We start from the raw sequence: 23,045 nt of genomic DNA, 5'->3' as shown, positions 1-23,045 counted from the left end.
CTGACGCTCACAGCCTGCTTGCTCTCGGCGGCCTGCAGCTCGCCGACGAGGTGCGCAGACACGAGGACGACGATGACGAACGACGCGAGCCGCGCGACGCCGGGAGATCTCGTGGCGAGGACCGCGCGCGCCATGACCGATCTGCCCGGCGGGACGACCGACGCGCCGACGCGCCAGGACATCTCCAGCGTGCCGGACATCTTCAGCGTCTCGGTGGATACACCCAAGCTGCGGCTCAACGCGTTCCTGCAGATCACCGGCGGGCGGGTGAGCGTGCCGACCGGGCTCGCGGAGGCGGGCCGGCGGCTCTCGATGATCCGCGCGCTTGACAAGAAGGATTGGGGAGGCGGGCTCGCCTACGTCGTGGGGGCGCTGGGCGGCATGACGCCGGGCTGGCCCGACGTGCTGCTCGCGACCGAGTCCCTGGGCGAGGCCGGCGGCGTGCGTGTCACGTTGCGCATGACCGAGCCGTGGCTGGCCTACGCGGCCGCGGGCGGCGTGGGCCACGCGCCGCGCGGCGCACCGATCGAAGGCCGCCGGGGCGGCATCGCCCCGCCGCTGCCCGAGGGCACGGCCACGCTCGACATCGGCCCCGACTACGCGCTCCGCTGGAGCTACACGTTTGACGGGCGCGACCTGGGGAGCTGCGCAGCGCCCGCCGCGAAGGAGGCGCCCGCGCTGTCCGACGGCGAGCTGCTCGACGCCCTGGAGGGCGCGCGGCACCGGGCCATGGCGCCGCGGGCCGTCCCGGGTAGCGCGCCGCGCCCCCACGACGCGGCGCGCTACCCGGGGGTCGTCGTCGTCGACTTCTGCGCCCTCGGGCCGGTCTACGTGGATCTGAAGCTCGCCGGCGCCGCGGCCGAGGAGCGGCTCGCCGCGCTGGGGGTCGGCGCGAGCACACCGCCCGCGGTCCTCGTCCCGCTGCTGCAAGCGGTCGGCGCCCTCCCCCCCGGGCTGCTCGTCACGGATCTCCTGCCGAGCGCGCGGATCACGTCGGGCGAGCTCGTGGCCGACGTCCCCGCGCCGCTCGTCGAGTGGGCCGCGTCGTGCGGAACGCAGCTGTCGCCGCGGATCCCCCGCGCCGGCGTGGACATGACCCGGAAGGGACGGGTCCGCTTGCGGCTCGGCGGCGCGATCGACTGGGCGCTCGAGGTCGAGGAGGGCGCGGGGCGGTGGCGCCGGGCGGGGGAAGAGTAGATGTCGATCACGGCCTGGAGAATGCTCTCCTGCCGCGCGTGCGGCGCGGCCGTGGAAGGCCTCACGGCCGAGAGCGCGAACCCGGTGCGCCACCCGCCCTTTCGCGAGGGGCTCCTTTCGCGGACGCTCCTCCGGCTCCCCTGCCCCGGCTGCGGCACCGCGCACCAGCACTTCGACCGCTTCGTCTGGACCGATCTCCCGGGGCGGCTCTGCGCCTGCGTGATCCACGAGAGCGAACGTGACGACTGGGCGGATCTGGAGCAGGAGGCGCGCGACGCGCTCTCCGTGCCGCTCCGCGAGGAAGGGCCCGAGTTCGTGCGCGCCTGGGGGGCGAGCGTCGCGCTGCGGCTGGTGTTCGGGCTTGAGGAGCTCCGCGAGAAGGTCGTCTGCAGCATGAAGGACCTGGACGACCGCGTGGTCGAGGCGATGAAGCTCGAGCTCCCCTGCGGCGTGATCCTCGACGACGTGACGCCGGGCCAGCGCCTGCGCTTCCGCCTCGACGCGCGGACGCGCGACGTCGCCTGGGCGATTTACGAGCAGACGGCGGGCCGGCGCGACGCGCTCGCCGGCGAGCTCCCCGGGATCTTCGATCCGCGCAGCGCCTGGGTGAGCTGCGCGCGCGCTCGCCGTCCACCCCGAAGGCCTTGACGGGGAGGTGGCCCTTCGACGCGGCCGCGACCGAGGACCGGTCGTGCCTCGGGGAGCAGGACCTCCTCATGGGCTTGCCGCTCTTCAACGTATCGTTGCGCCGCATCACGAGGAGACATGAAGAGCAAGCGCATTAACGTGGGGGGGCGGCATCGGCCTTCGTGGCCGTCGGGTGCAAGTCGCTCTCGGGGCTGGACAAGGCCTATCACCTAGTACAGCGTTCCCGAAGTTCGTCCCTGGATCGACGACATGCCGGCCCGTTCACGCTCCGGGCCAGCCGGGCTGGTGAACGGAGCGAGCTCCGTCACAGGACGCGGATGCAATGCCCGACGGCGTAACGCCACTGCGGGTGAGCTACTCGATGCGCGCAAGCGTCCAGGGGAAGTCCGCCATCAGCAGCTTGAGCAGGTCCTGCCACAGGCCGCGGAAGCCGGTCTTCTCCCACCGTCCGGTGTGGGTCGCGACCTCGAGCGTCCAGAAGTGGACCGTATCGCGGCGCAGCCGGGCGTGGCCGATCGGGTCGGCTTCAGGACCCGACTCGATGATCACCATCTGCCCGTACTTGCGCGCCCGCAGGTGAGAAAGCCCCTGGGCTGCGAGGAAGGAGCTGATCGCGGCGGCGTGCTCGGGGGCGGCGTGCTGCTTCGGCATGGGCCCGCACCGAAGCTCAGGCTGCGTACGATGGCAAGGACGCCCTCCACTGGCCGCGGAACTTCCAGCGGAAGGGCCGGGCTTGGTGCTCGTTCCAGTGGCGCACGAAGCCGAGCACGCACCGGCTCAGCTCCTCGGCGGAGGCGAAGGAGGCGTGCTTGAGCACCCGACGGCTCAGGATGCTGAACCACAGCTCGATCTGATTGACCCACGAGGCGTGGATGGGCGTGTAGACGAAGTGGAAGCGCCCGCCGTGCCGCGCGTTGAACTCGTTCCACCTGGCGCCGTGGTGGATGTTGAGGTTGTCCCAGATGATGTAGACCTCGCCCGTGGGGTAGCGCTTCGCCACCTCGTCCATGAACGCGAGCAGATCGGCGGCGGTGCGTGTCGGTCCACAGCGCGACACCACCTCGCCCGTCTTGACGTTGAAGGCGCCGATCGGCGCGAGCGTGCCGTGGCGTTGGTACTCGAACTCCCGGCGCGCGGCTTTTCGGCTGCGGCACGGCTGCATGGGGAACCGATGCTGCAGCGCCTGCATGCCGGTCTTCTCATCGACGCACAGAACGGTCGCGCCTGCGGGATGCTCCAGGTACAGCTTGCAGATCACCTCGACCTTGGACCGGAAGTCCGGGTCCGGGCTGTGCAGCCACAGCCGGACCCGATGCGGTCGGAGGCTGGCTCCCTGCAGCACGCGCCAGACCTCGGTGCGGCTCAGCTCCACCTTGGTCTCGAGCTTCAGGGCCTTGGCCAGCTGGTCCAGGGTCCAGACCTGCTCGAACGGAACCTTGTGCTCATCGGGGCGGCTGCAGGCCAGCTTGATGAGCTCGTAGTGCACCGTGGTCGCCACGCGCGGCGGTCGGCCCGTGCGCGGCTTGTCCTGCAGCACCGCCTCGTCGGCAATCGCTGCGACCCGGTTGCGCCACTTACGCACCGTCTTGATGTCGCAGCCTACGGCGCGCTGGATCTGCTCGTTGATCCATCCCTCGTCGGCCAGCAGCGCGATCCGGGCACGCTGCGCGTCGCGCTGCGAGGTCTTGGGCGAGCGCGCCGTCAGCTGCAGCTTCTGGCGCAGCGGCGCGGGCAGCAGGACGGGTTTTGCGCGAGCTCGGGGCACCTACGCGCGTGGGACCTGTCCCGAGCCGAAGGCTTCAAGAACGCACGCGATCGCAGATGACCCGGCAACCTCGCCTCGCAGACCTCAATGCGCTGCGCGTGCTCGCCACGCTCAGGCTGCGCACGACCCCGATGGGCTCGGCTGGCTCACCTCGGATCCAGGGATGGACTTCGGGAACGCTGTACTAGTTCCGCGGCGCCCTGACCGCTCCTGACTGCGTGAGAGGTCTCGCCCAGCTGGGCGGCTCGCGGCGATGCGGTCCGCGTCGCGCGGCTTCTCCAGCGCGGAACCAGGGACGAACCTGGGCGGGGTGCTAGCCTCGCGCGTGGTAAAGGACGACCTGATGCCGGTAGCGCTCGCCGAAATCCATGGTGAGCCACAGGTCGCCTTCCTCGCCGGCCACCAGACGAGATGAGGAGAACTTGCTCGAATCCGTGTGAAACGAGATGGGAATACGCTCCCAGTTCCCTCCTCGACCCAGACGGTAGATGCAGAGCGGCGACGTGTGGTCGTGAGAGCATACGACGAGCCCTCCCGACGGCGTGGCCAGGAGGTTGTTCACCCCGTAGTCCCCCAAGAAGGGGGGCAGCATCTGCCATGTGCCCTGGGCGCGACGTGCGATGAAGCGCTCCCCGGATCGCAGCGAGCCCCGCGCGAGGAGCTCGTCGCCTCCACCTCCGGTATGCACTGCGACGCTCTTCTCATCCACGCCGGGTGGCAGCACGAGCCTCTCCGGCGTGAGCTCACCTCGCTGGAACAGCCACCACCCAGGGGCGAGGCGCGTCGACTGTGTCACCTGACCTCCTCCTACGCCCCTGGATCGAGATGCTGTCGCAGAAGAACGTCGCGTCGGTCACCGGCATCCCGGCGCGTGTCTTCCTCGACACGATCCGCGCGCCGGGCTTTCCCCTACCGGTCGCGAAGCTCGGCAAGCTGCGCCTGGTCCGGCGCGAGGCGTTCGTCGCCTACCTCCAGGCGCTGGGCGGTGACCGGGCACCGCGTCGAGCCCAGCGGAGGACGAGCGGACCGCGGTTGCGGCGGTGCTGCCGGCGGCTGGCCTTGAGCCGGTCCGGCAGCCGCGGGCCGGCACGAGCGAGCGCCTCTTCCGAAGGCGCGAGGCGTGGCATGCTGCCGCCGAGGTAGCGCGGGTCCGCTTGGCGCTGCCAGCGGCGTCGCGTGGGCGCGCGTGGCAGACCGGGGGCCAGCCACGACAGCGCCGGTCTCCCAGTCCCGGTGCTGGGCGCTCCGCGCGGGGCCGCCCCGAGGTGGAGCACCGCCACGCTCAAGGGCGCTGGAGGTCCCTCACGGTGCGGTTCCGCGAGCTCGCCGGCCCTCTCTCGAAGGCGTCTCAGGCGTGGGCGCCGCCGGCGGCGCCGGGGAAGGGGAGCCGGCCTCCTGAGCGAGCGCTCCGGAGCGGGCACCGAGCCGGCCGACGAGCGTGGCGAGCGCGGCTTGCACCGCGGCCTGGGCTTCGTGGAGCTCGTCGAGGCGACGCACCCAGCTCGAGAAGCGCACGCCCTGCGGTCGTCGCGGGATCGGCTCCCGCGGATCCGGCCCAGCGCCGAGTGCGGCCCGCGCCTTCGTTCGCTGTGCGAGCGCCTGCTCGAGGACACGCTCCTCGGGACGCTGCCGTGTCGCAGGATAGACGAGCCCGGCGCAGCGACGGCAGCGCAGGCCCGGCGCAGCGAGGTACAGCACGGCCGCCCGCGCGGAGCAGCCGGGACAACGCGCCCAGAGCCGGAGGCCGCCGGAGGCCACGCGGGTCGTCTCGAGCTGCACGGTGATCGTCCCGGCCAGCACGAGGCACGTGCCGGCGATGGCGAGCTCGACATCGGTGTCGACCTCGCCGCGTCGGGCGGCGCTGGCAAGCGCAGCGATGTTTACAGAGGCGGTTTCAGCGGTCCTGCGGCTGCGCACGCCGGCATCGTAGCAGGGCTCGACGCCGAGCCTTGTGAGTAAGCAGCGGAAGGTCAGGTCATCGAGGCAGGCGCGCTCTTACCTTGGCGATGATCTCATCGTGCGGGATTCCACCTCAACGTAGTGCGTTCTCCCGCTCCCAGCGCGTTTGCGCCGCGATCGCGTCGTCCGCGGCGTGGACACCCGAGACGAAGAGCGCCGCGTGCGCGGGGTCGTCGAAGTCGAGGCCAAACCGGAGCATCACGACGCGGCCGCGCGGCGGGACGGAGCGGAGGATCTCGGCGGCGGCGGAGCGGGCGCGGCGTCAGGAGGGCAGATTACGAGCATCCCAGCGTTGCCGGCTGACGTCGTAAACGAGAAGTATACCAAGGTGCAGCTCGTCAATATCCGGCTGCCGTGCACGAGAAACGTCCTCGGCTGCCCGTCTTTGGAGTGCAACAGCGGAATCGTCGACGGGACGGCGGGTCTTCCGCAGGGGGGCGGCGCAGCGGCGGTGCTCCGTGAGGCCGGCCTCGTGCCGGGCCCCTAGGCAGGCGGGCCGCCCGTGCGTGAGCGCGGCCGCGAATCGCGCTAGAAGAGCGTCGCCATGCCCCGCAGGCCCACGGGATCGCGCTTCCGCAACGACGCTGGTCGGCTCTACGTCCGCGTCCTCGTCGGCGACAAGGACCGCGAGAGCTTCCCTCTGGATCCCAAGCTGACCGCGGAGCAAGCCGAGAGGCACGAGGAGCTCGTCGTCGACGTGGCCGTGCGCCTGCGTGCCTCGCGCAACGTCGCGCGCGACGCGATCGTCGCGCTGCTGGAGCGTGCTGCGGTGGGCGAGGGAAGGGCGCTCCGCGACGTCATCGCGGCGGTCGACGTCGTCTGCTGATGGAGGACGTCGACCTCGGGCGCGGCGCGCTGCGCCTCGAGAACAACAAGACCAACGGCCCGCGCGCCTGGGCGCTGTCGCCCGGCGTGCCGCAGGCACTGTGCGCCCGGCTCGCGCTTCGCGGCAACCGACGCCCTCCGCGCCGCTGTTCGTCAACGAGGACGGCGAGCGCGTCAGCGTCGAGCACGCGGCCGAGCGGCTCCGCGCTCACGTTCAGCTCGCTGGCATCGGTCGCTCGGAGCTGTTCGAGGACTCCGGCGAGCGCCAGAAGGTGCGCGCGCACGACACGCGCTCCACCTTCATCACCGTCGCCCTCGCGAACGGCCGGAGCGAGACCCGGGTTGCCGACCGGACCGGGCGCCGGAGCTCCGTCGTGAGCCAGAGCTACCGCCAGGCGGCCAGGACGTTTGCAGAGCTGGGCCTTGGCGAGCTAGCTTCCCTCGCCGAGGCGATCCCCGAGCTCGGGGGAAAAGCCAGCGGAATAGCCAGCGAAGGGGGTGGCGCGGAGCATGACGGCGCGATAATAACCAGCAAAATCAACAACTTGGCCCCGTGGCGAAATGGCAGACGCGGTGGATTTAAAAGGCGGTCTGGGGAGGGGGAATGGGGGCGAAGGGGCGAAATTGTTGGGGAAATCGGAGGGGGGTGGCGACGGATCGACGCGGTTGGAGGGGGGGTGTGACGATTCGGAGGGGGCGCGTGGCGATTCGATCGGGGGGAGTGGGGCGGGGGGAGAGCGGGGCGGAGAGGGGGAGGGGGCGAGGGGGGCGTCGGTGAGGGCGACGCTGCTTGTGCAGCTCGGGGAGGGGCTGGCGGCGGCTGTTGCGGCAGGCGATGTCGAGACGGCGCGCGTCGCGCACGAGGCGATCGGGCGGCTGCTCGGAGGGGCGACGTCACCGCAGGGCGAGGCTGCGGCCGGGGTCCTCGACCTCGCACGCGAGCGTGAGCGGAGGGGGCGATGAGGTCCGGTGCGGCCTTGAATGCGGGGGCGTCGCCATGCCGCCAAGCGGCTACGAGGAGAAGTTCCTGATGAGGAGCGTCCTCGTGGCGGCGGTGCCGTCCACCGCCGCGGCCTCATAGGTTGAAGCGCATGTCGCGTGAGCGCGGTGCTGTCGCTACCGTCAAGGCGAACCGTCGCGACGCTGCGGATTTCCGGGCGGGGCGGGGGGCTCATGGGGGAGGGTCGCGACGCGTATGCCCGGAGGACATGCCGGCGGGCGCGGACCAGGTCGGGCGAGCCGACGCGGCAGGCAGCCTTCGCCCGCCGCGCTCCGGCCGGCGGCGGCGCGCCGCTCGTCAGCGCCGGCGCACGGTGCATCGGTCCCGTGATGGCTGCTCCGCCTCCAAGGCGCTGCCAAATAGCGCGACCATGTCCAATGCTGACAAAGCGTTCAGTCGAAACCCAGCTCTCGCGCAGCCGCAGCGAGCCTCGAATTGCTGGCGAAATTCTTCCGTGCGCAGCGCACCACCCTGTCGAGGCACTCAAGGCGGTGCGCCTCGGTGAGAATGGATTCCCAGATATCCCAGGCAGCTCCTGTCAGCGCGACTCGCCGCACATCGAGGTCGGCCTCCGAGAGGAAGCGCCGGATTTCCTCCACCGTTGTGTAGAGGTCTGCGAGAACGTCCCGCAGCTGGGCGTAACGTGGCCTCGTCATGGGCGCGTGCGCCGAGCTGGGCTTGGTGTCGATGAGCAGGGTTGCCGTGGTTCGCTTGCCCTTGGGGGACGTAGCGCTGCGGCTCTGCACGGCGGAGGACACGGGCGCTGCGGCGCTGCGGCGGACAGGGGTCGTCTTCGGCGCCCGCTTCGCTGGTCCCTGACGTGCACCTTCCTGGGGTGCCGCGGCACCGGACGCCAGGATCCAGAGGTTTCCCTCTTCGTCTCCGGCGCAGATCCAGTCCTTCGTCATGGCCACACATCGGAACAGGCGGACGCCGTGAAGAGTGCCAAGGAGTTTGCCTGTATCAAAGTCCCAGGTCTTGAGCGTCTCGTCCTCGGAAGCCGAGATGACTCGCTTTCCGTCCGGCGACAACGCGCAGCCCAGGATCCGCCTCTCGTGCCGCTGCTGGCTGTAGCTCCAGCGACCGCTGCCGAGGTCGTGCATCTCGAGCTCACCGCTCTCCCGGCCGAGCACGACGCGCCGGCCATCCGGAGTCAGGGCGCCGCAGAGGAATCCGGCGCCGATCGGCAGCGGCTCGCATCGACTCATTGCTACCTTCCAGAGCTTCGCCCCGCTGCCCCGTGACACCGAGAGGGCAAACGATCCGTCGGGCGTGGCGGCAAAACCCTCGATGGCATCACCGTGACGTCCGATGACGGTGCCGTCCGCCCTGCTTGACGGATCCCACAGGCGCAGCGTGCCGTCGTGTGATGCAGAGAGGATCTGACCGCGGGGCGTGAACGCGCAGCCGCTCACCCGATCCGTGTGAACCTTGCGGCTGGACACGAGCCCTCCCGTGGCGACGCGCCACACCAGGAGCCGCCCATCGCTCGCACCAGCGGCCACGTGGAGGCGATCCGCCGAGATGGCGCAGCACGAGGCGACCATGTCGCGGTCGCCTTCGAGCGTGGCGCTGCACGCGCCGGTCGCCCGGTTCCATACCTTGATGGTCCGGTCCGCCGATGCCGAGACAGTGGCCGCGCCGTCGGGCGTGAAGCCGCAGGCGGTAATGGGCGCGGCGTATCCCTCACCAAGGGGCCTGATCGTCGGCACGCCGAGCTCCCACAGCTTCAGGGATCGATCGGACGACGCGGAGACGATGCGCCGGCCGTCCGGTGTCGCGGCGCAGGCCAACACAGCATCCGCGTGCGCCTTTACGCAGAGGACGCGGCGCGATGTCACGAGGTCCAAGACCACGAGGTCGCCGTTCTTGAGGCCACAGACGAGGTGAACGCCGTCATTCGTGACGGTGCATGTGTCGATGCGCCCCTCGCCGAGGGCGAAGCTATGGACGAGCTCTCCCGAGGAGAGCTCCCATCGCGTGAGCGATCCGTCCTCCGACGCTGCGACGACCTGACTTCCGTCCGCCGTGAGCGCGATGGAGGTGATCCATCGCTGCTTCTCCACGTCGCGCGAATCAGGTGGCTCGGCGCGACGAAGAACGAAGAGGCACTCGCCGGACGCGAGATCCCAGACGCGCACCGACTCGTCGCGCGATGCGGAGACGACGCGCTTGTTGTCCGGTGTCACTAAGCACGCGGTTACGTAATCGGTGTGCCCCAGGAGCGTCACGGTGGGCTTGTGCGAGCTGCTATCCAATACGCGGATGCTGCCGTCGTCGGAGCCGATCACGATGTGTGCTCCGTCGGGGGACACCGCGCACGCTGTTGACCAGCGGCCCTCGTTTTTCAGCTCGACAGAGCAGACGCGAGTGGCGAGATCCCATATCCTCACCTTCGCGTCGACCGACGTGGTAATCGCCAAACGCCCGTCGCGTGTCGCGGCGCAAGCGGTGAGCTGGTCGGTGTGGCCAGCCAGCACCGCGATGCAGTCGCCGGACTCGACCGCCCAGAGCCGAAGCGTGTGATCGGCTGATGCTGAGAGGAGATGTCTCCCGTCCCGCGTCGCGACGCAGGCGACCACCGCCTTATCGTGCCCTGGCAAGGTGCGCAGGAGCGTCGCCCCGAGGCGCACTGGGTGCAGCAGCCGGAGCGCGGGCGGGCCGGCGCGGAAACGGAGCACGCGCTCGATCTGGTCGGCCGGCCACCCCGTGCAGCGCAGGCGGTTGTAGAGCAGCAGGGGCAGCGACGCGGGGTCGGCGGTCAGCCGGTTCGCCTCCGCCCTGACGGCCGCGAGAACGGCGGACAGGTCCACGGAGACGTCGCCCTCCGAGGCGCAGATCGTGGCCTCGAGATCTCTCTCGATCGCGGCGACGCCGAGCACACGGCATTTCGTTTTCAGGTAGTCGACGTCGGCGCAGAGCGTCTGCGCCTGGTAGATGTCGCCCGCTTCGAGCCAGTGCGCCACGGTGTGGCGGAGCGCGTAGCTGTGCCCTGCCTTGTTGTTCTCGTCGCGTAGCCAGGTGGCGAGCCTCGCGGCAATCTGCCGGTGGTGCTCGCGCAGCTTCGGCGTGCCGAGCCGACTGGCCACGAACTCGCGAAAGGAATCATGGTACAGCCGGTATGCGGACTCCTCGTCGTGCCAGTGCGCGAGCTCCTTGAGCAGGAAGGGGCGAGTCGCGCGCAAGAACGCCTCGACATCGCTCGTCGCCGACCACCCGAGCAGCTCGCTGAAGAGGTACGCCGGGAGCGCCTCGCGAGCGACGCAGGCGACGCCGAGCCCCTCGATCACGAGCGCGCAGCGCGCAGGGTCGAGCTGGTGAAGATCGGACCATATCTGCTCGAGGAAGCTGTCGAGCCCTTCGGGGATGTTCCTGGCGACGCGCCGCTCGGGTGGCTGGTTCTCCAGCCATTCCCTGAGCATGACCGCATGCAGCAGGTTCCCTCCCGCACGCTGCACGGACGCCTCGATGAAGGCACGATCGAGCGGAGGAGCGAACCGCGCGCCGTGGTGCTCCCAGAAGACACGGCACGCGTCCTTGTTTGAGGGAGACCACTTGGGGTCGTCGAGGTTCAGCCGGTGCAGTCCGCCGAGTCGCTCCGTCCAGTGCAACCCGTAATGGCTTGGCCGGGACGCGCACAGGAGCACGACCCCCGCCGGCAGCACGTTCGGAAAGAAGCGGTGCAGGTAGCCCTGTCCCAGTGCGTCGGTCGCGACCTCGTCGAGCCCGTCGATCACCATGATCAGCCGTCGGTTCTCGGGGCCGAGCACGTCCTTCGAGACCCTCTTGAGCAGCTCGCCGAGACGCCGCTCCAGAGGCACGTCCATCCTGTCTACGCCCGGGAAGATCTCCTCGATCTGGGCGCACAGGTTCTGCACCACCGCTTCGGGTCGGTCCCAGCCTTCGTTCCCGCGCCGGATGATGTGGTGCGGAGCCGTCGGCCCGGGGAGCGTCTTCTTGAGGATGTGGGCGAGGATCGCGCTCTTGCCGATACCCGGGCTCCCGAGCAAGAGCACGCACCCGCGGCGCAGGGCTTGCTCCCCGATGAGCCAGGCGCGGAGCTCCGCGAGCACGGCTTCGCGCGCCAGGAGCTGTCCGTGCCGGGACAGCTCGTCTTCGAAATCGATGATCGCGCCGCTCACCCCTTCACCTCTTCATCGCGTCGAAGGATCGCGTCCACGAGGCGCCATGCGCACGGCCCGTTGCCTCAGCGCGAAAGTGGCCCTCTGCGCCGCGCCGCGAGCGTCAAGATCTCGTTCTCCGGCACCTGCTCGGTGCGAAGGAGGGCCTGGTCGGCCTTGAAGCTTGTCGCTTGCCCGTTCTGGAGTAGGTAGAACTCGCCCACGCCCTGGGAGGCGATCCGATCCGCGACGTTCACACGAGCGTCGCTGAACAGCGGCTTCATCTTGTCGAGTGCAACGGGCTGGGTGACTCGACCAACGAACCAGCTCCGGATGTTGTCCCGGCCCTTGTAGTCGAGGTCCCCAGGGCTCTGCGTCGCGAGCAGCAGCCCGAGCCCGCCCGAGCGCGCGCGGCGGAGCAGGTTCTCCATAGGTGCCTTCGTCGCTGGCTGCGATTGCGCCGGGAGATACACGTCGGCCTCGTCAAAGAGCACCACCGCCTGGAGGCGCGTCGACGGCGCGCGGGTCACCCAACGGGTGAGCGACAGGAGCAGCTGCGAGACCCAGAAGAGGATCTTCGCGTTGTCCCCCAGGAACTTGGTGTTAATGATGCTGAGGCGCGTCCGCCCCGGCTGCGCGTGCGCGCCGAGACCGAGGAGCAGCTCGGCGTCAAGCTTCTCGCTTGTCGAGGACAGGAGATCGGACGCGCTGAGCTTGAGCGTCTCGAGATCCTGCACCAAGTCCTTGAAGAGCTTGGTGTCGAGCCTCCCCAGCGCGTTGACGAGCAGCGGATCGGCGTCGGCGATGAACGTGATGAGCGCCTCCAGCGTGAGCTTGTCCGGATTGCCGTGCGCGGCCAGGAGCTGGAGGGCCTGGGCGAGGATCGCCCGGAGCGACTTGTCCTTCCGCGCGTGCTTGTAGCCGAGCATGTCGCCGAGCGCCTGGGCGGCGTATCCGGCCGCCTGGTCGCGGTCGAAGTCCTTGAGCTCGGAGAGCCCCTTGGGCACGAGGGAGATGGCGAGCTGCCTGCCTTCCGGGTGGCCGGGCGTGAAGAGCGCGATGTCGAGCCGGCCGCGCAGCGCTCGCCGGCGCTCGTCCAGCGCGGGGTCCTCGTGCTGCTGCTCCCAGGGCGCCGTGCGCCCGTAGGCGCAGAGATCCCCCTTGCGGTCTATTAGGATGGCGGGGATGCCGCGAAGCAAGAGCTGCTCGACCACGTTGAGCGCCAGCGTCGTCTTGCCGCTGCCCGTGCTGCCGAGGAAGGCCGCGTGCGCGCTCAGCACGTCCATGTCGAGCGCGAGCGGCTGCGACAGGAGCTCCCCCGTCGTGCCGACGAGGATCGCACCGGCGTCGCGCAGGGGCGCCTGCTCCTGCGGGCTGCGAGGCGCGGCGTCGTTCTCGGTGGCCCCGGGCGCATCGGGCTCTGGCACACGAGGCGCAGGATCCGCCGCGCGACGCTTCTCGGGCGGATGTGGCGCGACGCCGGGCGCCGCCGTGGCGGAACGAGCGGGAGGCGCCGCCTCCGTGGCGAAGCGGTGGAGGCGATCGAGATCGAGGACGTGTATGAGTGGCAAGAGCCGGGAGAGGTGATTCTCCTGCCGGAGCCAGTCCATGAAATGCGGCCGCTGCTGGTTCGCCTCGCGAAACGCGCGGAACGCCACGATCTTGCGCCAGTCGCTGTCCTCGACGACGGCCTTGCGAGCGCCCTTCTCGAGGATCTTCGCGAGCGTCTTCACCACGGCCGTCTTCGGATTGCTCGGGAACTCCCCGCTGCGGATCAGCACGAGAGGACGATTATCGGCCTGCTTCGCCACCGCCTCTATCTGGGCGCCAAGCCCGCCGCCCTGAGGTGCCTTGTTGCACAGCGCGACGAGGATTTCCTCGCCGAGGCGGAGCTTACCATCCGAGGTCGGGACCATGATGCGAACCTCGATGTTCCCGTTCTTGACATGCGTCTCGAAGCGGTGCCCGCTCTCGAGCTCGTCGGCGCAGGTCTGGATCGCCCAGGCGAAGAGCTCCGCGAGCTTGGCGTCCTCGGGCGGCTCCGCCTGTCGCTGGGCCAGGTGGTCGTTCCACTCGTGCTCCAGCATCGTCTTCGCCGCGTCGACGGCGCGCTCGTCGGGGCTGGGCGTATCGAGACCGGTCGTAACTGGCGGCGGTTCCACGATCCGGCCCGCGTCGATGCAGCTCTCTCGGAAGCGCCAGCACCAGTCGAGCACGTCGCGTGTACGCTTTCGGACGAGCCGCTGCACGACCGCGCGTGGGACGGGATAAAGCGCGTCGTCCGGGGAGGTGAACCCGGAGGACGGCGTGATGCCGGACGTCTCGTAGAGATAGCCGAGCCGTTGCTGAATGATCCTCTCGACCTCCTCGGCGCTTCGCTCGCTCACGAGCCGGACAGGAGGAGGATCGTTTTCTATGCGGTCGAGCGTCGAGCGGGTAAGGCGGGTGCGGAGCTTGGCGTAGTAGTCCTCGAGGCAGGAGATGACGACGATTGACGAGGGCACCTGATCGGCGATGGCGCAGAGCGCGGCCATCACCCGCCTAAACACACCCTCTGCCTCGTTGAGTTGAAATGCCTCTTCGAATTGATCGACGCAGATGACCAGCGAGCGCGAGTCGAGCGCCCACATGAGCTTGCCGAGCTGCTCGACGAGGCTCTGGGCGTCCTCCTCAGCAGTCTTGGATGACAGATCCCCGAGGAGCCTGCGGTCCCTGGGGGAGAGCTCCTCGCGGCGCAAATACTTGACCACGCGCTTCTTCAACGCAGGATCGTTACGCTGCAAGTAGAGCAGCGCACGCACGAGATCGAGGTCTAGATCGGCGTACCGCGGCTGCGCGATGAAGCGATCGGCAGCGTGCTCCACGAGCTCGACCACCGAATTCGTGTCGAGGTCCTCCTTCTCGTGCAACGCATTGATCGATGTGGGATCTCCGCACCGGAGCGCGACCGCGGTGGAAAGCTTGAGCAGACCTGAATCGGTCCCCTTTGGCTCGTAGTAAGGCTGGTCGAGAGAATCGATGAGGTTGCTGAGGAGGTAACGACTGTAGTTCGCCGAGGCTGTCGTCATCTGCATATAGCCGACGAACCCTAGGCCATTGATGTGCACATGATTGCGGAACGAGCGCAGAAGGTGCGTCTTGCCGCTACCCGATTCGCCGAGGAGCAGAAGGACCCGCCCTGATTCAAGCCCTGGCGGCGTCGTGGCCTGGGTGAGGAGTCTCTGGAACTGCTCGCGGGCCCTCACGTGCACAGAGTCGACGTCGAACGGATTTTCTCGCCAGATCTGGTGCCGGTGCTCCACCGAGTGGAACACTTCCTTCTTCGCATTCGACAGGAACACCTCAAGCCGAGCCGCACCAGCCGTCATGGTATGAACCGTCCTCTCTGCGTTCCTGCGTGATTGCACATGTCAGTGATCTTAGATCTCGAGTCTCACGAAGTGGAACGTAGATCCATCGCGTTGCGTCTCTGACTCATCCACGTCTTCCGGATCCATCGCTTCGACCAGGTCTGCACGGCTGAGCGACAAGAACCCCTGGAAGTGCGCGCTGACAAGCCGATCTTTGAACGCGTCGAGATCCCCAGCGACAAGGCCGCCGTTGACGAGCTTCCGGAACACATGCGAGATGAACACCTTGTTGTCGCCGAATCGCCCGGTCTTCGAATCGCGGGCCGCCGCGAGCACCTGCGCGGCGAACGCATCTTCCTTGTCGTCGGACGGCGAGGAGGGCGCAGCGGGTGCGTTCTGGACCTCGGCCCCCGTGGCGAGTACCTTCGAGGCGCCATCTGTCCCCTCGATCCAGCGACTCAGTGTGGCCGTCCGGAGCTCGTCGATCTCCGCCCGACGCGCCTTGACCCTCTTGACCGCGAGCTGCACCATCGCCTTCTCGATTTTCTGCGGACCTGTCGTTCCCAGCGCTCGGCTCAAGATCTCCTCTCGAACTGCCTTCAAGGTGAGCGGTGCTCGAGTTTGAACGCCGAGCTCCTGCCATACCAGAGCATCCGCGATCCGGGTCAGCGTCGGATCCCCGTCAATATCGATCCGGTCATGATGAGCGAGGATCGCCGCGCTGACCTGCTCGATGCTGCTCTTGTCGCGCTTCCCCTTCTTCGCTGCTGGAGGTGGGAGACCGAGCGCACATGCAAACAGGTACTTCGCCTTGATCGTCGCCCAGGTGGTCTTCTCGGGGAGCGACTTCACTCTCAGCACGGCGAGGCCCTCGCGCCGGCCCTCGTCGGTGAGCACGATCGAGGTCTTCTTGATGCGCCTGATGAGCGCCATTCCCTCGAGGGTGATGAGCTCGCTCTCCACCGCTCGGCACCGCTCAGCGTCGCTCCACCGCTGCTCGAGCAGCGGTGCCAGCGCTTTGTCAACCTCGGCTCGGGTGCCTCCATCGGACCGCGTGAGCAGCCAGACCAGGATCAGCGCTCCAAGCCGGGACGGGGATCCAGTGGACGAGGTGCTCATCGCTGTTCCTTCGCCGTCTCACACAGGCGCGGAGCGAACACATGGACGTCTGTTCTGAAGCGACGATCGTGCGCAGTCATGGTCTCCTCTCCGATCTCGACGGACGGTCTCATATCACGGACGGACGCCGCCTCTGGAAGAAAACTTCGCGACCCGCTGCCTCGTCGCCCGCCCTCTGCTCGATGAGCACTGCCGCGTGCGCTGCGGACGGTCCGACGCCCATCAGACCACCGCCACCCCGTCTGCCCGGAGCCCCTGGATTACAGTGTTGATGTGGATCCCTTCATTTCGGTAATAGATCTGGTGAGTTTCCGCTCCGGGCTCGGACATCCAGCCGCCGCTGTGGTGGACGGCCACCACGCGCCACTGCTTGTCGAACACCGGGGAACCCGACGAGCCGGGGAGCGTGTCGGTGAGGTACTGGACCCGACCGTTCCCCACGAAGACGACCGCGTTGTGGAAGAACGAGACCTGCTTCGGCCCGCCGCCGGGGTGCTGGATGATGTTGACGCGATGGCCGGCGGCGATCTCGACCTCGGCGAGCTCGATGCAGCCCCACCTCTCAGCAGGGTTGCCGTCGACGGCGACCGCGGTCCAGTCGTCCTCCTCGGAGGTCCTGAAGAACGTCTCCGGCGCGAAGCGGTAGCGGTCGACGCTTGCGTCGAGCCCGGCAGGCGTTTTCTGGAAGTTGAACTCCAGCACGGCGAGCTTGGCCTCGGACGCGTCGTGGAGCACGTGGTGGTTCGTGATGAAGAGCCCGCCCTTGATCAAGAAGCCCGACCCGGTTCCCCGGGTCGGGAGCACCACGCGCGCCACGGCTCGGGCCTGCTGGGCGCCGACCTCGAGGAAGCTCACGTCGACCAGCGTGCTCTCGGAGCCCATGAGCTGCTCGAGCGACGCGGGGGTCGCGGGGCCTCGCCACAGGACATCGCTGCGGATGTCGGCTCCTCGGACGGCAGGGATGCTCCCCCGATCTTTGGCGAGGCGGAGGAGCTCGTTGTTCGGGTTCTCGCGGAGCGCGAAGTCGACGATGTCGAGCACCTGATCCTGGTTCTTCGCGTAGTCGAGGATGTTGAACCAGTTGACGACCGCCGCGTCGCTGAACCGGATCCGTCCCCGGTTCAGCCCCGCGGCACCCACGACGCGATACGCATCCTCTCGCGTTGGATACAGATCCGCGAGCACGTCGCCCAAGTTGACGATGGAGGGACCATCCCAGGCTGCTTTCCCCTGTCTGCCGATCATCGAGCGCCCTCTAGCCAAAGCACCCCTGCCTGTCAATCCGTGTCACGCCCTCGGCAGCGTGCCGTTCTCGCTGGTCACGACCCAGTAGATGCACTGGTCGAAGCGAGAGTTCACGTGCGCCGCCCACTGGGCGTAGTTCCACCCGTTTTTGACTGGCTCCAGATCGAATCCGATCTGGATGTCGTACGAACGCGCCACGCCCCAGTGCTCCGCCTGCTTCGTGACCAGGATAGCGCCGACCTCCTTTCCGTTCTGGATGACGCGGTACGAGCCTCCGTCGAGGATCGTTCCGTCGCTCCGGCCGATGGCCGGGGGCGCGTCGGGCGAAGGCGGCGGGAGTGTCACCGCCCTCGCGATGACGTACCTGGCCACCTTCCTCTTCGCCATGTCCTGCAGGAATCCCTTGAGGGACGTGTGCACGATGCCGCTGTCCGGGCCGATGCGCTTCACGCGGATCGACCTTGACGCGTCGTAGGGCTCATCCTTCAAGAAGACCCAGTGCTCCGCCGTGTGGATGCACATGGCCTCATGGAGCACGAGCTTGCCGCCTGACGGATTGATGAATTCATAGTCCACATAGATGTTCGCGACGGGGTAACCACCGGCCATGTGATGGGTGATGTACTCACCAATGTCGATCTGCTCGTGGGGATCGAGCAACCTCCGCACGGGCGACGTGTAGGGGTACATCCTCATCGAAGGGGTTCCGAACGCTCTGTCGAATGACATAATTCCTCCAGGGGGTGTGGTGCACAGATGAGTACGTGATGTTTCGGATGCTCGACGGGCAGCAATGTACAGCGTGATCACTCACCGCCCGTCAGCGGTGGACTGAAAGCAGCGAGGGCCTCATCGGTCGCGAGCACATCCATGCGGACATGGCGGTGCTCGGGCGGCACGCCCTCTGCGAACATCTCGGCCGCAGCCTTCCAGGTCGGGCTGGCGCGGTCGACGCACGCGAGCAGCCCGAGCGCCTGGAGTCCAACGCGCGGCATGGAGCACGCCTGCGCCTCGGCGGCGAGCGCATCGATCTCGCCCGCGAGCGGGGTATCACGACAGACGAGCGCCAGGCACCTGGCGAGGAGCGCTCCGACGCGCCACCCCGTGCCTTCCCAGAGCCGGTGCGCGCGGGACGCGAGCCTAACCGCGAGCGCGTGCCGACCGCCACGCCAGGCGACCGCGGCCTCGGTGAGGCAGGAGATCGCCTCGACCTCTCGGACACCGATGCCGGCCAGTACGTCGCAGAGGTCGATGTCCGGGTCGAGCGCCGTCCCCGCTCTGTACTCGATCGCACGCAACGTCCAGGCAGCCCGTGCCTCGAAGTACGCATGGCGGCATTGGTCCGCGAGCGAGCGCGCCTCCTCGGCCCAGGCGGCGGCCTCGTCCAAGCGGAACGCCTCCATCAGCGCTGCAGCGCCGTTGAGCTTGGCGTTGATCCGATCCGTCATCCACGTCTTCGACGAGATGGCCATGGCCTGGAAGGCGGCCGCTTCGTCGAAGCGCTCTTGCCGATACCGCAGCCGGCCATACCAGCCCGCAAGGCTGGCCTTGATCTCCGCGTCGCCTGATTGCGCAGCCCAGCGTGCCACCTCTGCTAAGACGGCCTCTTCCTGCTCCATCGAGCACCGCCGCGCCGCGACGATCCGGACGGCCTGACGGTGCCGCTCCAGGCGGAGCTCGTCGAACGGCTCGACGAGCTCCGCCATCTTGAACGCGCGCTCCCCGCCCGCGCCGCGCGCGAGCGAGGCCCGCACGAGATCCTGGAGGTGAAGCACCTCGCGATCGGGCGGCCGCACGCGACACAGCTCGTACAGCACTCGGTCCATGGCGCCGGGCGTGCGCTCGGAGAGGGCGACCTCGACCCAGCACCTGAGCAGCTCCAGCTCGACGGCGAGGTCGCTCTCCCCAGCGCTCGCGAGGTGCCTGCGTACGGCGAGCAACGCTTCTCCGAGCACGGTCGCAGCCAGGTTGAGGCGCCCCTCGCGCGCGAAACGTTCGGCGAGCGTACGCCCTTCGCGCGCGACCTCGACCCGATCGGAGCCGCATGAGCTGTCGGCTGCCATGAGGAGATGGAAGAGGCGACCGACGGAGCCGCGCTCCAGGGCGCGCGCCATGGCACGATGGGCGGCCCGGCGTTGCTCCCAGGTCCACACGCGATCGAAGCTCACGGCGGCGCGGGGTTGGATCCGGCCGTCGTCCAGCGCCCGCACGGCGCCGTGGGCTTTGAGCTCGGCGATGTGTGCCTCGAGCTGCCATCGCGGTCGGCCGCTCGCGACCACCAGACGATCGACATCGACGTGCGGCCAGGCGAGCGTCACCCATGCGAGCGTCTCCTCCATGTGCTGCGGGACGGCGCCGGTTGCGCTCCGCGGAGGATGGCATAGCGGCACCCCTCCCGTATCTGCGGCCGGGCCTAGGCCCACTTCGAGCAGCCCGAGCGCGTCGCGATCGACCGCGAGCCGGGCTCCGTCCGAGCGGGCAATCCCAGTGTGCAGCCATGCATTCACCTCCTCGGCCACACGCTTTGCGAGCCCGCCGGTGCGCTCCCAGAGCGCGCGTGCGGCGTCAGTGGGCAGGTGGAAGATGCGATCCGGGCCCGAGAAAAGCGGCCTCAATGCAGCCTCGTCCAGCGGGGTGAGGCTCACGACGTCAGGAGCAGCAGGCGCATGCGCGGGACCTGCGTGCGCGAACGCGCGGACGACGGCGCCGAACGGGCGGCAGCGTTCGAGCGCCGAGGACGACCAGTCATCGACCCGGGTCGCGTCGTCAACCAGGACGACCGCGCCGGTCGCGAGGAGCGCTTTCAGCTCGGCATCCACACATGATACGGCCTCGTCGAGCGTCTGCGAGCTGCGGACGGCGGGCGCCCCGATGAGCGGCTCCAGACATGCGAAAGGCCGCTGATCCGGCGTGACCCAGAGGACCCGGCGCCCCTCCCGCTCCAGCATCTCAGCTGCTTCGTGAAGACACCGGGTGAGCCCAGCGCCCGCCGGCCCGTAGAGGTCAACCGAGCGCCCTGCTCGTACGGCGTCGGCGAGCGCACGTACCGGTGCGTCGCCTCCGAGCCGGGGCAAAATCCAGCCGGTGTGCGGGATGAGCCGCTGTCCGCGGAGCGCTGCGAGGACGTCACTGGCCGACGCTGGGCGGTCGGCGGGCGCGTGCGCGATCATCCTGTCGACGACCTCTGCCACCGCCTCAGGAACGGCCGGCGCCACCTCTTTCAAGGGAAGCGCGCGGCGGGGCCGGCGCGTGCGAGCGAGCTCGAAGACGCTGGCGGCCGAGTAGGGCAAGCGTCCCGCGAGCGCCTCGTAGAGCATGATGCCGATCGCATGGATGTCGGTTCGCGCCGTGACCGGCTCTTTGAAGGCCTGCTCTGGAGAGAGATAGGGCAGGGTGCCCTCGATCGCGTCCGTACGGGTCGAGAGGCCTCTGGACGCGGGCGCGATCGACAGGCCGAAGTCGAGCACGGTCACGCGTCCGGACGCGCTCACGAGCACGTTGCCCGGTTTCAGATCCTGGTGGACCACGCCGGTCGCGTGGATGCGCCCCACGATCTCGAGCAGAGCCTCTGTCGCTCCGGCGATGGAGGCCCAGTCGCAGGGCAGCGGCGCGCCGGGAAACGGCGCACCTTCAACCTGCTCCATCACCAGGAACACCTGCCCTTGATCGGCGCCCTCGTCGATGAGCTGCACGACGCCTTGCAAGCGCAGGTGGCGCAGGACCAGGATCTCACGTCGCGCAGGGGTCTGGTCGAGGTAGACGCCCTCGCCGAGCAGCTTCACGGCGACCCTCCTGCCGACGAGCAGATCGTCGGCGGACCAGACCTCGCCGTGGCCGCCGCCCCCTAGGCGCGTGTGCAGGCGATAGCGTTCGACGAGCACACGGCCGCGGATGTCCCCCGCGCTGGTCGCCAGACGTGGCTTGTCGCGTCCGTCGTCGGGAGGGGGTGGCAGCCGCTGGAGCGAGAGCGACTCCTGCGGCAGCGTGATGCGGCACGCCGGGCAGACCGGATCGAATTCCGAGCACCACCTTCCACACGCCGGGCACTGGACGGATGACGAGGTCATCACGAGTGCTTGATCCCGTATTTAGTGAGGAGCTTATGGAGCTGGCCGCGGTGGATGCCCGACTCCCGCGCGGCCGCTGCAGCGTTGCCCTGGTGCCGCTCCATGAGGCCCTTCAGGAAGGCGATGTCCACCTTCTGCTGCGCCGCCGCGCGTGCGGCCTTGTGCTCGGCTCCGGTGAACTCGCGGAAGTCGGAGCCGGGCGCCTCGGGCTCGGTGGGCCTCATATCTTCCGGGAGCACGTCGATGTCGAGCTCCGGGCTCGTGGCCATGACGCAGGCCGCCTTGACGGCGTAAGCCAGTTCACGTACGTTGCCGGGGTACGCGTGCATCGCAAGTGCGCGCTCCGCGCTGGCGGTCCAGCGTGGCCGCTCGCCGTCGCGCTTCCAGTTCGTGCCGAGGAAGTGGGCGACGAGCAGCGGGATGTCCCCGGTGCGCTCCCGCAACGGCGGTATCTCGAGCTGGATCATCTTGAGGCGATGGTAGAGATCCTGCCGGAAGTGCCCGTCGCGCACGAGCGCCGGCAGGTCCTTGTGCGTCGCCGCGATGACCCGCACGTCGATCTTCTCGGTCCGGTCCGAGCCGACACGCTGGATCTCGCCATAATCGAGGAAGCGGAGCAACTTGACCTGCACCTCAGGCGTGATGTCGGCGACCTCGTCAAGGAACAGCGTGCCGCCATTGGCGCTCGCGAGCCGGCCGAGGCGCTCGCGGGTCGCGCCGGTGAACGCGCCCTGCACGTGGCCGAACAGCTCGGACTCGAGCAGCTGGCCCGAGAGCGCCATGGTGTGCAGCGGGACGAGCGGCTTCGAGCGCCGCTCGCTGTTCACGTGGAGCGCCTGCGCGATGAGCTCCTTCCCTGTCCCCGTCTCGCCGTGGATGAGCACCGCCGCGTCCGAGCTGGCGACCTGGGCGACTTTCCGGAGCAGCGCGATCATGCCGGGGTGCTGCGTGATGATCCCCTTGAAGTCGTAACGGGCGAACAGGTCGTGCTCGAGGCTCTGGTTCCGACGCCGTAGCGCGTCCCGCTCGATGGCGCGACGCAGGAAGAGCCCGGCCATCTCCGTGAACTCGCGGACGAGCCAGCGCGCATCTTCCGGGAACCCGGCGTCGCTCCGCCGCTCCAGGTACACGGCGCCCTCGCTGCCCTCGGCGTGCCGGAGCGGCGCGACGAGCACGGAGGTGCGCCCGAGCAGCCGGATGCTCTCGAGCTCTGCGAAGCGCTGGTCGTGGCTCAGGTCCGCGGAGTAGATGATCTCGCCTGTCCTGATCGCCTGCTTGACGAGGCTCTGGCTGAAGCGGCGCTCCTCGGTGGAAAGGCTGCGCCGATCGAACTGGACGTCGAACCTCTGCACGTACGAGTCTCCCTCTCGCACGACGATGAAGCCGCGCTCCGCCCCAGTCGCCGCGAGGACGCGCCGCAGGATGACCTCAGGCGTGTTGGCGTCGCTCTCGGAGAGGAGCCCCTTTGCGATCTCAAACAGCCATGCGTAATTGTTCATGCCGGTTTCTCTCGGACCGGTAGAGCCCGCCGGCCCGCCCTGGCTATAGACGAATTCGACCGGCGGCGGAAGCGGCGGTAGGACGATGGGCTTCATGATCGTATCGTTCCCTGCTCCAGCGGGCTCAGGCGCTGCCTCCATGGCTCACGCGAGGCGGGATGTCTGCGCGTGCGCGCAGCGCGGCGCGGCTTCCGCCGGAGGAGCCGCCAAGGCCGCTTGGCATCCTGGAGCGCTCGTTCTCATCTCCGGA

The 23,045-nt window shown here is 68.8% G+C and carries 16 protein-coding genes; 4 read left to right on the top strand and 12 right to left on the bottom strand.

Features of this window, described 5'->3' with window-relative positions; genetic code table 11:
* The first annotated feature begins 72 nt into the window (after positions 1–72).
* Positions 73–1,197, top strand: coding sequence for a hypothetical protein (locus WMF26_RS36510; RefSeq protein WP_437996487.1), 1,125 nt, complete (start codon positions 73–75; stop codon positions 1,195–1,197).
* Positions 1,198–1,845, top strand: a complete 648-nt coding sequence (locus WMF26_RS36505) for a CpXC domain-containing protein (protein WP_437996486.1) — start codon at positions 1,198–1,200, stop codon at positions 1,843–1,845.
* A 354-nt stretch (positions 1,846–2,199) separates the two neighbouring features.
* Here the strand turns inward: WMF26_RS36505 and WMF26_RS36500 are convergent, their stop codons facing one another.
* From WMF26_RS36500 to WMF26_RS36490, 3 genes are all read right to left on the bottom strand, one after another.
* Positions 2,200–2,496: a hypothetical protein gene (locus WMF26_RS36500; protein ID WP_437996485.1), complete on the bottom strand. Its 297-nt coding sequence runs from the start codon at positions 2,494–2,496 to the stop codon at positions 2,200–2,202.
* Between the two features lie 16 nt (positions 2,497–2,512).
* Positions 2,513–3,610, bottom strand: a complete 1,098-nt coding sequence (locus tag WMF26_RS36495; RefSeq protein WP_437996484.1) for an IS630 family transposase — start codon at positions 3,608–3,610, stop codon at positions 2,513–2,515.
* 313 nt (positions 3,611–3,923) lie between these two features.
* Entirely contained in the window at positions 3,924–4,406 is a 483-nt protein-coding gene (locus WMF26_RS36490; protein WP_437996483.1) for a hypothetical protein, read from the bottom strand.
* A gap of 29 nt (positions 4,407–4,435) precedes the next feature.
* Here WMF26_RS36490 and WMF26_RS36485 point away from each other — a divergent pair, with 29 nt between their 5' ends.
* Positions 4,436–4,753, top strand: a complete 318-nt coding sequence (locus WMF26_RS36485) for a hypothetical protein (protein ID WP_437996482.1) — start codon at positions 4,436–4,438, stop codon at positions 4,751–4,753.
* A 159-nt stretch (positions 4,754–4,912) separates the two neighbouring features.
* Here the strand turns inward: WMF26_RS36485 and WMF26_RS36480 are convergent, their stop codons facing one another.
* On the bottom strand, positions 4,913–5,527 hold the full coding sequence (locus tag WMF26_RS36480) for a hypothetical protein (RefSeq protein ID WP_437996481.1): 615 nt from the start codon (positions 5,525–5,527) through the stop codon (positions 4,913–4,915).
* A 115-nt stretch (positions 5,528–5,642) separates the two neighbouring features.
* Positions 5,643–5,768 carry a hypothetical protein gene (locus WMF26_RS36475; protein WP_437996480.1) on the bottom strand — a complete coding sequence of 42 codons (126 nt, stop codon included), beginning with the start codon at positions 5,766–5,768 and terminating at the stop codon, positions 5,643–5,645.
* Between the two features lie 345 nt (positions 5,769–6,113).
* Between WMF26_RS36475 and WMF26_RS36470 the strand changes: the two genes are divergently transcribed.
* Complete coding sequence (locus tag WMF26_RS36470) at positions 6,114–6,395, top strand: hypothetical protein (RefSeq protein ID WP_437996479.1); 282 nt, start codon at positions 6,114–6,116, stop codon at positions 6,393–6,395.
* Positions 6,396–7,786: 1,391 nt separating this feature from the next.
* Here the strand turns inward: WMF26_RS36470 and WMF26_RS36465 are convergent.
* The 7 genes from WMF26_RS36465 to WMF26_RS36435 form a co-directional block, all read right to left on the bottom strand.
* Entirely contained in the window at positions 7,787–11,536 is a 3,750-nt protein-coding gene (locus WMF26_RS36465) for an effector-associated domain EAD1-containing protein (RefSeq protein WP_437996478.1), read from the bottom strand.
* A 65-nt stretch (positions 11,537–11,601) separates the two neighbouring features.
* The gene (locus WMF26_RS36460; protein WP_437996477.1) at positions 11,602–14,883 is read right to left on the bottom strand and encodes a helicase HerA domain-containing protein; all 3,282 of its coding nucleotides are present in this window, start codon (positions 14,881–14,883) and stop codon (positions 11,602–11,604) included.
* Positions 14,884–14,934: 51 nt separating this feature from the next.
* Complete coding sequence (locus WMF26_RS36455; RefSeq protein ID WP_437996476.1) at positions 14,935–15,984, bottom strand: hypothetical protein; 1,050 nt, start codon at positions 15,982–15,984, stop codon at positions 14,935–14,937.
* A 222-nt stretch (positions 15,985–16,206) separates the two neighbouring features.
* On the bottom strand, positions 16,207–17,229 hold the full coding sequence (locus tag WMF26_RS36450) for a trypsin-like peptidase domain-containing protein (RefSeq protein ID WP_437996475.1): 1,023 nt from the start codon (positions 17,227–17,229) through the stop codon (positions 16,207–16,209).
* Between the two features lie 42 nt (positions 17,230–17,271).
* Positions 17,272–17,925 carry a hypothetical protein gene (locus WMF26_RS36445; RefSeq protein WP_437996474.1) on the bottom strand — a complete coding sequence of 218 codons (654 nt, stop codon included), beginning with the start codon at positions 17,923–17,925 and terminating at the stop codon, positions 17,272–17,274.
* A gap of 110 nt (positions 17,926–18,035) precedes the next feature.
* Positions 18,036–21,296, bottom strand: coding sequence for a protein kinase domain-containing protein (locus WMF26_RS36440; protein WP_437996473.1), 3,261 nt, complete (start codon positions 21,294–21,296; stop codon positions 18,036–18,038).
* Positions 21,296–22,891, bottom strand: coding sequence for a sigma-54 interaction domain-containing protein (locus WMF26_RS36435; RefSeq protein WP_437996472.1), 1,596 nt, complete (start codon positions 22,889–22,891; stop codon positions 21,296–21,298). The genes WMF26_RS36440 and WMF26_RS36435 overlap by 1 nt, the downstream gene beginning before the upstream one ends.
* Positions 22,892–23,045: the final 154 nt, after the last annotated feature.

The sequence above is a fragment of the Sorangium sp. So ce185 genome, assembly GCF_051526825.1.
Classification (GTDB): Bacteria; Myxococcota_A; Polyangia; order Polyangiales; family Polyangiaceae; genus Sorangium; species Sorangium cellulosum_D.
Note: the sequence above shows the minus strand (reverse complement) of the source record. Positions and strands in the feature narration are given on the sequence as shown.